6 protein-coding genes are annotated in these 10,115 nt (G+C 62.8%); all 6 read left to right on the top strand.

Translation table 11 applies throughout. The annotated features are described in order from the left end of the window. On the top strand, positions 1-1,663 hold a 1,663-nt coding region (locus tag NEZ08_RS06120; protein ID WP_298105216.1), incomplete at its 5' end, for an efflux RND transporter permease subunit. Between the two features lie 114 nt (positions 1,664-1,777). Beyond that, a complete protein-coding gene (locus NEZ08_RS06115) occupies positions 1,778-4,987 on the top strand; it encodes an efflux RND transporter permease subunit (RefSeq protein WP_298105214.1) in 3,210 nt (1,069 codons plus the stop codon). A 15-nt stretch (positions 4,988-5,002) separates the two neighbouring features. Next, positions 5,003-6,283: an efflux RND transporter periplasmic adaptor subunit gene (locus NEZ08_RS06110; protein ID WP_298105211.1), complete on the top strand. Its 1,281-nt coding sequence runs from the start codon at positions 5,003-5,005 to the stop codon at positions 6,281-6,283. Positions 6,284-6,425: 142 nt separating this feature from the next. After that, positions 6,426-7,985, top strand: coding sequence for an efflux transporter outer membrane subunit (locus tag NEZ08_RS06105; RefSeq protein WP_298105209.1), 1,560 nt, complete (start codon positions 6,426-6,428; stop codon positions 7,983-7,985). Positions 7,986-8,010: 25 nt separating this feature from the next. Beyond that, positions 8,011-8,709, top strand: a complete 699-nt coding sequence (locus tag NEZ08_RS06100; RefSeq protein WP_298105206.1) for a response regulator transcription factor — start codon at positions 8,011-8,013, stop codon at positions 8,707-8,709. Further along, positions 8,702-10,051: a HAMP domain-containing sensor histidine kinase gene (locus NEZ08_RS06095; protein WP_298105203.1), complete on the top strand. Its 1,350-nt coding sequence runs from the start codon at positions 8,702-8,704 to the stop codon at positions 10,049-10,051. Before NEZ08_RS06100 ends, NEZ08_RS06095 begins: the two co-directional genes overlap by 8 nt. The last annotated feature ends 64 nt before the right edge of the window (positions 10,052-10,115 follow it).

The following is a 10,115-nucleotide window of genomic DNA, read 5'->3' as shown; positions in this document are numbered from 1 at the left end:
GGCTGCGCCGCCGTCGCGCAACCCCTTCACCCGGTTCCAGCAGGCCTTCGAGCGTGGCTTTAGCTGGCTGCGCGGTCACTACCACGCCCTGCTCAAGCGGGCGCTTGCGGCGCCCAAGACGATCATCGCAAGCTTCCTCATTGTCGTGCTGTTGTCGTTTGGCCTGGCGCCGTACCTCGGCGAGAACTTCTTTCCCGCCGTCGATTCCGGCCAGATCCTGATGCATGTGCGCGCCCAGCCCGGCACGCGGATCGAGGAGACGGCGCGCCTCTTCGAACAGATCGAGCAGACCGTACGCTCGATCATCCCGCCCAACCAGCTCGACAATATCGTCGACAATATCGGCCTGCCCTACAGCGGCATCAACATGGCCTACCAGAACACCGGCACGATCGGGCCGGAGGACGGCGATGCACTGATCAGCCTGAAGGAGGAACACGATCCTTCAGCCGGCTATGTCAAGGCGCTGCGCACGGTGCTGCCGCAGCGCTTCCCGAGCGCAACCTTCTCGTTCCTGCCCGCCGACATCGTTTCGCAAATTCTCAATTTCGGCTTGCCCGCGCCGATCGACGTGCAGGTCATCGGTAACAATCAGAAAGCCAACTACGCCTATGCCAACAACCTGTTGAAGAAGGTCCGCCAGGTGCCGGGCATCGCCGACCTGCGCATCCAGCAGGTCTTCAACTATCCGCAGATCAACGTGGCCGTCGATCGAACGCTCGCCCGCCAAGTCGGGCTGACGCAGCGCGACGTCGCCAACAGTCTGCTGGTTACGCTCTCCGGCAGCGGGCAGGTTCACCCCAACTTCTGGCTCAATCCGGAAAACGGCGTGTCTTACCCGATCGTGGCGCAGATGCCACAATACCGGGTGAACAGCGTCTCTGACCTGTCCAACATTCCGATTACGTCGGTCGCCAGCGCGTCGCAGCAATATCTCGGAGGACTGGCGCAGATCTCGCAAGGGCCGAGCCCGGGCGTTGTGTCGCATTACAATGTGCAGCCGGTGATCGATATCTTCGGTGACACGCAAGGACGCGACCTCGGCGCCGTTTCGCGCGACGTCAACAGGATCCTGGCTGATTCCAAGAAGGATCTGCCGCGCGGCTCTTACACGGTCGTGCGCGGCCAGGTTCAGACCATGAATGACGCCTACAGCCAGCTTTATTTCGGCCTGGCCGGCGCGGTGGTGCTGGTCTATCTCGTCATCGTCGTCAACTTCCAGTCCTGGCTCGACCCGTTCATCATCATTACCGCGTTGCCCGGCGCGCTCGCCGGCATCATCTGGATGTTGTTCATGACTGGTACCACCCTGTCGGTTCCGGCATTGACTGGCGCCATCATGTGCATGGGTATCGCGACCGCGAACTCGGTCCTTCTGGTGAGCTTCGCCCGCGAAGGCCTGGAAAACGGGCTCGACGCGACGACTGCGGCGCTGGAAGCCGGCTTTACCCGCTTCCGGCCCGTGCTGATGACCGCGCTCGCCATGATCATCGGCATGGTTCCGATGGCGCTGGCCATGGGCGAGGGCGGGGAGCAGAATGCACCGCTCGGCCGCGCCGTCATTGGCGGTCTAACCTGTGCAACCATCGCCACACTCTTCTTTGTGCCAACGGTATTCAGCGTCCTGCACCGTTATCTTGCCAGACCGAGGGCAATCGAATGAATCGAATTGCGGTGACGATGCATCGAATGGAACTTTCGGGAGTTATGAAGGAAGGCTGCATGACAGCGGCGCGGTTCTCGGCCGCTAGCCAGGTTCCTTCAGGAGGATAATGGCATGTGGATCGTTCTGACCGCCCTTCGGCGCCCTTATACCTTCGTCGTGCTCGCTCTCTTGATCGCGCTGTTCGGTGTCCGCGCCGCGCTGGTCACCCCGACCGACATCTTCCCCAACATCAACATCCCGGTCATCAGCGTTGTCTGGACCTACAACGGCCTGTTGCCGAACGACATGTCGGGCCGGGTCATCTATTATTACGAGCGCTACCTGACCGCGCAGGTGGGCGACATTCAGCACATCGAGTCGCAGTCGATCAGCGGCTATGGCGTGGTCAAGATCTTCTTCCAGAGGGATGTCGATATCGCTGCGGCCATGGCCCAGGTGACGGCGGCCTCGCAGACGGTGCTGAAGCTGTTGCCGCCGGGCATCACGCCGCCCTACGTCCTAAGCTATAACGCCTCCAGCGTGCCCATCCTTCAGCTCGCGCTTTCGAGTCGGTCCTTGCCGCAAATGAAGCTGTTCGACCTCGGGCAGAACTTCATCCGGCCGCAACTCGCAACCGTCCAGGGCGCGGCCGTGCCGTCGCCCTATGGCGGGAAGGTCTTGCAGGTCCAGGTCGATCTCGACCAGCAGGCGATGCAGGCGCACAACGTCTCGGCGGAAGACGTCGTCAATGCGATTTCGGCGCAGAACCTGATTCTTCCCGCGGGCGATCAGAAGATCGGCAAGTTCGACTGGAACGTGGCGCTTAATGCCAGCCCCACCATGATCGAAAAGATCAACGACCTGCCGGTCAAGAAGGCCAACGGCACCGTGATCTACGTGCAGGACGTCGCTCATGTTCACCAGGGCGCGCCGCCGCAGACCAACCTGGTGCGGGTCAACGGCGCGCGCGCGGTGCTGATGACCATCCTGAAGGCCGGCTCGTCGTCGACCCTCGACATCATCGCCGGCGTCAAGTCGCTTTTGCCCCGGGTTCAGGAGAGCCTTCCGTCGAGCCTCAGGCTGAAGGCGGTTGGCGACCAGTCGGTCTTCGTCAAAGCGGCGGTGTTCGGCGTGATTCGCGAGGCGGTCCTGGCGGCGGCGTTGGTCGGCATCATGATTCTGCTGTTCCTCGGCAGCTGGCGTTCGACGATCATCATTCTGACGGAAATTCCGCTCGCGATATTGTTCTCGCTGACGGCGTTGTCGCTGCTCGGAGAAACCATCAACGTGATGACGCTTGGCGGGCTGGCGCTCGCCGTCGGCATCCTGGTCGACGACGGCACGGTGACCATCGAGAACATCAACTATCACCTCGAGCAGGGCAAGGAGATCGAGCCCGCGATCCTGGACGGCGCGCAGCAAATCGTGATTCCGGCGTTCGTCACGCTGCTGTGCCTTTGCATCGTGTTCGTGCCGATGTTCCAGCTCGGCGGCGTCGCCGGCTATCTGTTCCGGCCGCTGGCGGAAGCCGTGGTCTTCGCGCTGGTCGGCTCGTTCATCCTGTCGCGCACGCTGGTACCGACCATGGCGAACTACCTGATGAGCGCGCACCACCACGCGACCGAGACCGCGGTGGGACAGCCCGCGCTCAGGGGGCGCTCGCGCAATCCGCTCGTGCGGTTCCAGCAGGGGTTTGAGGCCTATTTCGAGCGCTTCCGCGGCCGCTATCGCGAGCTGCTGATCGGAGCCTTGGAGCGTCCGAAGACCTTCATGGTCGCGTTCCTCGCCTGCGTAGTGCTGTCGTTCGGACTGGCGCCGTTCCTTGGCGAGAATTTCTTCCCCGCCGTCGATTCCGGCCAGATCCTGATGCATGTCCGCGCCCAGCCGGGAACGCGGATCGAGGAGACGGCGCGTCTGTTCGACCAGGTCGAGCACACGGTGCGCGAGACTATTCCGCCGGAGCAACTCGACAACATCGTCGACAATATCGGCCTGCCGTTTTCCGGCATCAACATGGCCTATCAGAACACCGGCACCATCGGGCCGGAAGACGGCGACGCGCTGATCAGCATGAAGGAAGATCACGGTCCGACCGCCGGTTACGTCAAGACACTTCGCACGGTGTTGCCACAGAAATTCCCGGGGACGACGTTCTCGTTCCTGCCCGCCGACATCGTGTCGCAGATTCTCAACTTCGGCTTGCCGGCGCCGATCGACGTGCAGATCATCGGCAACAACCAGAAGGCCAACTACGCCTACGCCAGCAACCTGATGAAGAAAATTCGCGAGGTGCCGGGTATCGCGGACCTCCGCATCCAGCAGGTCTTCAACTATCCACAGATCAACGTTGACGTCGATCGCACGCTGGCAGCCGAGGTCGGATTGACCCAGCGCGATGTTGCCAACAGCCTGCTTGTCACGCTTTCCGGCAGCGGTCAGGTGAAGCCGAATTTCTGGCTCAATCCGGAAAATGGCGTGTCCTATCCGATCGTGGCGCAAATGCCGCAATACCGGGTCAACAACATTTCCGAACTCGCCAATATCCCGATCACCTCCTCCCAGGACAATGGCACCCCGCGATATCTGGGCGGTTTGGCAGAGATCACTCAGGGACCGAGTCCGGGCATCGTGTCGCATTACAACGTGCAGCCGGTGATCGACATCTTCGGCGACACGCAGGGGCGGGACCTCGGCGCGGTATCCGGCGACATCGTAAAGATCATGGCGGAAGCCAAAAAGGATCTGCCCCGCGGCTCCTACACCGCGGTGCGCGGTCAGGTTCAGACGATGAATAACGCCTACCTCGAGCTTTACCTCGGTCTCGCCGGCGCGATCGTGCTGATCTATCTCGTCATCGTCGTCAACTTCCAGTCATGGCTCGATCCCTTCATCATCATCACTGCGCTGCCAGGCGCACTCGCCGGCATCGTCTGGATGCTGTTCATGACCGGTACCACGCTGTCGGTGCCGGCCCTGACGGGGGCCATCATGTGCATGGGCATCGCGACGGCGAACAGTATCCTCTTGGTCAGTTTCGCCCGCGAAGGCCTGGAAAACGGGCTCGATGCTACCGCGGCGGCGCTGGAGGCCGGCTTCACCCGCTTCCGCCCGGTGCTGATGACGGCGTTGGCGATGGTGATCGGCATGGTCCCGATGGCGCTCGCCATGGGCGAGGGCGGTGAGCAAAACGCGCCGCTTGGCCGCGCCGTGATCGGGGGACTCGCGATCGCAACCATTGCGACCCTTTTCTTCGTTCCGACTGTGTTCAGTGTCCTTCACCGCAATCGGGGTCACCAAGTGCCGCCGATAGCTGCTACAACCTCGGACGGGCCGAGCCTGTGACCAGGGAGAAACGCCTTGCTTGACACCCATCCGCACCAAGCCCCGCCGGAGCATGAAACCCGGCCGAGCCAGAGCAAGATAAATCCGCCGCCAGGCAAGGCGCGCTGGGTCGCGGGCTTCGCGCTCCTGATCGCGATCGGCATTGCGGTCGCGGGAATCATGACCCGGCGGCACAATGAAAGCGAAGTCACGAAGTGGACCAACGAGCAGGCGGTGCCGGTCGTGGCTACGGTGAAGCCGAAGAAAGGCATCACCGGACAGCAGATTTCGCTGCCTGGCGACATCGAAGCCTGGTACGAAGCGCCGATCTATGCCCGAGTGAGCGGTTATCTCAAAAAATGGTATTTCGATTTCGGCGCCCACGTGAAAAAGGGCGATCTGCTGGCCGAAATCGATGCTCCTGACCTCGACGCGCAATTCGCGGCCGCCAAGGCGAAGTTCAATGCCGCCGAGGCGGTGGTCAAGGTGAGGGAAGCGGAGCGCGCTTTTGCCGAAACGACCTATACCCGCTGGCGCGAATCTCCGAAGGGTGTGGTTTCCGAGCAGGAGACCGAATCAAAGAAGGCGGAGTTCGGCTCTGCCGATGCGCGCTACAACGCGGCCGTTGCGGAAGCCAATGTCGACAAAAGCGAGGTCGACCGCCTCAGCGCGCTGGAGGCCTTCAAGCGCATTGTCGCTCCTTTCGACGGCATCGTGACCCAGCGCAACACCGACGTCGGCGCGCTGATCAACGCCGGCAGCGGCGTCGGCGGCGGCAGCGGGCCGGTGCTGTTCAAGGTCGCGGACGTGCATGAGATGCGGGTATTCGTCCAGGTGCCGCAGGAGCTTTCGGCGCCGATCCACGCCGGACTGACCGCGGAGATGACGTTGCCGCAATATCCGGACAAGACGTTCAAGGCCGTGGTCGCCACGACCGCCGAGGCGATCAACAAGACGTCGCGGACCCTGTTGGTCGAGCTCCATTCGCCCAACACCGACAACCTGCTGCAGCCGGGCACCTTCGCCCAGGTTCGGTTTGATCTTCCTCCCAACCCCGACACCCTGCGAATTCCGACCAGCGCTCTGATCTTTCGCGAGAACGGTACGCAGCTCGCGCTTCTCGGCCCGGGAAACAAGGTCGAGCTCAAGTCCATCAAGCTCGGCCGCAACCTTGGCACCGAGTTCGAGGTGCTGAGCGGACTCAAGGTGTCCGACACGGTCATCAACAGCCCGCCTGATTCGCTGTCGGAAGGCGAGGTCGTCTCGGTTGCGAAAGACAACAAATCTCCTCCCGCGCATGAGGCGGAAGCGAAATGAATCGGGCTGGGGGGCCTTTCAACAGGGAAACGGCGACTGAGGCGGCTGTAGCCGTTGACGTCGCGCGGCGGACCCTTCCAAATGGTCAACGCTCAATGTCTCGCGCCTGTCGGGCGTTTTTTCCGGTGTCTGGATAGGGTGCATGAGAATAGCAAGCTTAGTGGGTCTGATCACCTGTGCCGGGGCGCTGGCAGGCTGCGCCGTTGGCCCGCAATACTTCACGCCGGACGCTGCGCTTCCCGTGAATTTCGTGACCCCGCCCGCCGGCCAAGGGCCGAAAACGGCTGCGGCGAATCCGGAGCTGTGGCAATGGTGGCGGACGCTGCACGACCGCGAACTCAACCGGCTGATCGACCTTGCGATTGCAAACAACCTCGATCTCAAGATCGCGCTGGATCGCCTGCAGCAGGCGCGGCTGCAACTGGTCGTGATCGGCGCCCAGGCCGTCCCGCAGCTTAATGCCAGCGCCGGCGGCGGCATCGGCACCGGCAACGACAATACCAAAGGAAGGGCCGCACAGGCTTTGCGCAACGGCGACAATCCTGAAGGTCTCCGCAGCCGCACGGTGGTCGCTGGTCTCGACTCCGAGTGGGAAATCGACTTCTTCGGCAAGATTGCAAGCCGCGTCGAATCGCAGGTCTACACCGCCGAGGCGCTCAAGGAGGCCCGCGACTGGGTCTATGTCGTGATGGCCGCCGATGTCGCCCGTCTGTACTTCGACTTGCGCGCGCGGCAGGACCGCCTTCAGATCCTCTACCGCAGCATCGAAGCCGCGCAGAAGGTGGTCGACCTCACCCAGACGCGCCTTGACCGAGGCCTGACCAATGAACTGGACGTGCTGCTTGCCAAGCGCGAGCTTGAGACGTTGCAGGCCGACGTCGATCCCCTCAAGGCGCTGATCGAGGCAAACGGCTATGCGATTGCCGTTCTGCTCGGGGAATATCCCGAGACCGTCGCCCGCGAGCTGCGGCGCACCGCCGCCGTTCCGCGTCTGCCGGCGGGTGCGCCGGTCGGGACCCCGGTCGACCTGCTGCGCCGGCGCCCGGACATCCGCGAAGCCGAGCGCTACCTCGCTTCGGCGGTTGCCGATATCGACGCGCGCACAGCCGACCTGTTCCCCAACGTGGCGATCACCGGCGGCGCAGGCGCTCAGGGCGGTCCGCGATCGGGCTCGGCCGTGCCGATCACCTGGATCGGATCGATCGGCCCGACGCTCGATGCCGCGATCCTCGACTTCGGTGCGCTCGATGCCAAGATCGAGATTGCCGACATCCGTGCGCACGAACTTGCGGCGGCATACAAGCAGACCATTCTCGTTGCGGTGCAACAGGTGGACGAGGCCAATACCAGCTATCAGGGCTATCGGCAGAGCCTCAAACGGCTCGATACCGCAATCGAGGCGGCGCGCCAGGCAACCAAGGTGGCAACCGAGCGCTACGATCGCGGTTTGACCGATTTCCTCAACGTCCTTGATGCGGAGCGCCAGCAATTCGCGCTGGAGCAGCAGCGCGCCGAGGTGACCCGGCTTGCCGGCGACAATTTCGTGGCGCTCTATAAGGCGCTCGGCGGCGGCTGGCCGCCGAACGAAGTCATTCCGCCGGTCAGGCATCCGGATCCGGCAGTGGTTGCGGCCGTGAAGCATCTCGCACAGGACCCGCCGCATCCACAGCCGCCCATCCAGCCGCCGGGGGTGACGCCCTGACCCCGAGCGGAGAAGGAGCGAGCCGTTGACGAATAAACCTGAGGCCCGTGCACAAACCATCGTCCTCGTCGAGGACGAGCAGGCGATGGCGGACGAGGTCAAGGGCGAGCTGGAAAGCAAGGGCTATCTGGTGCGGCTCGCCTCGATCGCGGAAGCCGCCGACGCGGCGCGGGTGGGTGACGCCGCGATGATGATCATGGACCGGATCGTCTTCGGCGAGGACAGCCTGGTGATGCTGGAGGCCTTGCGCAAGGAAGGCGTCAAGGTCCCCGTTCTGGTCATCTCGGCCCTGTCTTCCGTCGACGAGAAGGTCAAGGGGCTGAAGGCGGGAGGCGACGACTACCTGACCAAGCCGTTCGCGATGGTCGAGCTGACCGCCCGCGTCGAGGCGATGTTGCGCCGGCTTGACGACATCCGCACCACGAAGCTGCGGGTCGGCGATCTTGAAATGGATCTGATTGAAAAGAGCGTCCATCGCGCCGGCGTCAAGATCGAATTGCTGCCGCGCGAGTTCCGGCTTCTGGAGTATTTCCTGCGCCATCCCGGACGGGTGATCACGCGGGCCATGCTGCTCCAGGAAGTCTGGCAGTATCACTTCTCGCTGGAGACCAATGTCGTCGACGTCCACATCAGCAACTTGCGGAAAAAGATCGATACCAAGGGGATGCCCTCGCTGATCGTCAATATCCGCGGAGCGGGCTTCATGCTGAACGCGAATGCTTGAATTTCTCCGCTCGTCGGCGGTACGCGTTGCGCTGGTTTTCGTGCTGGTCACGACCTTGGCGACCACGGCGGTGTTTGTACTGGTTTATCTGCAAATCGGCGATGCCAATGAAAAGAGGAACCGGCTCATTCTCGAGACGGAGGCCGCCAAGAGCGTCAACCGCCCCGTTGAGCAGCTGCGGACCGCGTTCGACGTCAGGCTGACCAACGATCTGCGGCGCATCGATTACGCGGCACTGTTCAACGCCGACCACAAGTTCATGTTCGGCAATATCGATGAGCTGCCGGCGATACCGATCGACGGAAAATCGCACTTCGTGGGTGCAACGCGCGTGCCCGGCAGCGACAACCGGATCGAGCCGGCCATTTTCGTGGCACGGCAGCGGCCGGACGGCAACATCATGCTGCTCGGCCGGAGCCTGCTTGAAACCCTTGCCTTCCGCCGCATCGTGCAGAGGGCGCTGCTCGCAGCGTTGCTGCCGATGCTGTTGCTGGCGCTTGCGACCGGCGCCTATTTTGCGCGGCGCTCGTCGCGCCGCCTCACCATCATTCATGACGCCATTGCCCGGATCATGAAGGGCGACACCGATTTGCGGCTGCCGATCGGATCGGGGCGCGATCCGATCGACAAGATATCCCGCGACGTCAATCTGATGCTGGACGAGATCGTGCGCCTCCTCGTGCAGCTCAAGGGAGTGGGCGACAATATCGCCCACGACCTGCGCAGCCCGCTTGCGGTGGTTCACGCCCAACTCGAGCGGGGGCTTGAGAGTTCGAACGACGAGCAACTGCGGACCATCGTAAAGCAGGCGCTGTCCCATATCGACAAGGCCATGCTGGCGGTGGCGGCGCTCTTGCGTCTCGCCGATGTCGAATACAGCCCGAAATCCCGCAATTTCCGCCAGATCGATCTGTCTGCGATCTGCGCCGACCTGTTCGAATTCTACGAGCCGCTGGCCGAATCGAAGTCGATCCGGATGACGCTCGAGAGCCATTCGCCCGTCCTGATCCTTGGCGATGGCGACCTGATGCGCGAGGCGGTGTCGAACCTGATCGGCAACGCGATCAAGTTCACGCCCGAGCATGGCTCGGTCAGCATCTCCGTGATCCAGGAAGACGGAGTGCCAGTCGTGCGGGTGCGCGACAGCGGGATCGGCGTCGAGCCGGCGGAGCGCGACAAGATCTTTCAGCGCTTCTATCGCACGTCGAGCGGGCATCGCGTTCCCGGCAGCGGCCTCGGCCTGAGTATCGCGGCAGCCATCGCCAACCTGCACGAGTTCGACCTCCGCTTCAGCGAAAATAACCCCGGCGCGGTATTTGAGATGGTCGGCCGCAAACGGTAGGCCGCAAGCCTCGGCGGTAACACCCTGTTAACCAAGAATTGGCAAAGCTCGAACGCGCTTTTCC

It is taken from the genome of Bradyrhizobium sp., assembly GCF_027451485.1.
Taxonomy (GTDB): Bacteria; Pseudomonadota; Alphaproteobacteria; order Rhizobiales; family Xanthobacteraceae; genus Bradyrhizobium.
The sequence above is the reverse complement of the archived record's forward strand: the minus strand, read 5'-3'. Positions and strand labels throughout refer to the sequence as shown.

Excerpts from the sequence above, each read along its gene's own strand:
- NEZ08_RS06115 (WP_298105214.1), top strand. The coding sequence starts at position 1,778 with ATGTGGATCGTTCTGACCGCCCTTCGGCGCCCTTATACCTTCGTCGTG.
- NEZ08_RS06105 (WP_298105209.1), top strand. The coding sequence starts at position 6,426 with ATGAGAATAGCAAGCTTAGTGGGTCTGATCACCTGTGCCGGGGCGCTG.
- NEZ08_RS06095 (WP_298105203.1), top strand. The coding sequence starts at position 8,702 with ATGCTTGAATTTCTCCGCTCGTCGGCGGTACGCGTTGCGCTGGTTTTC.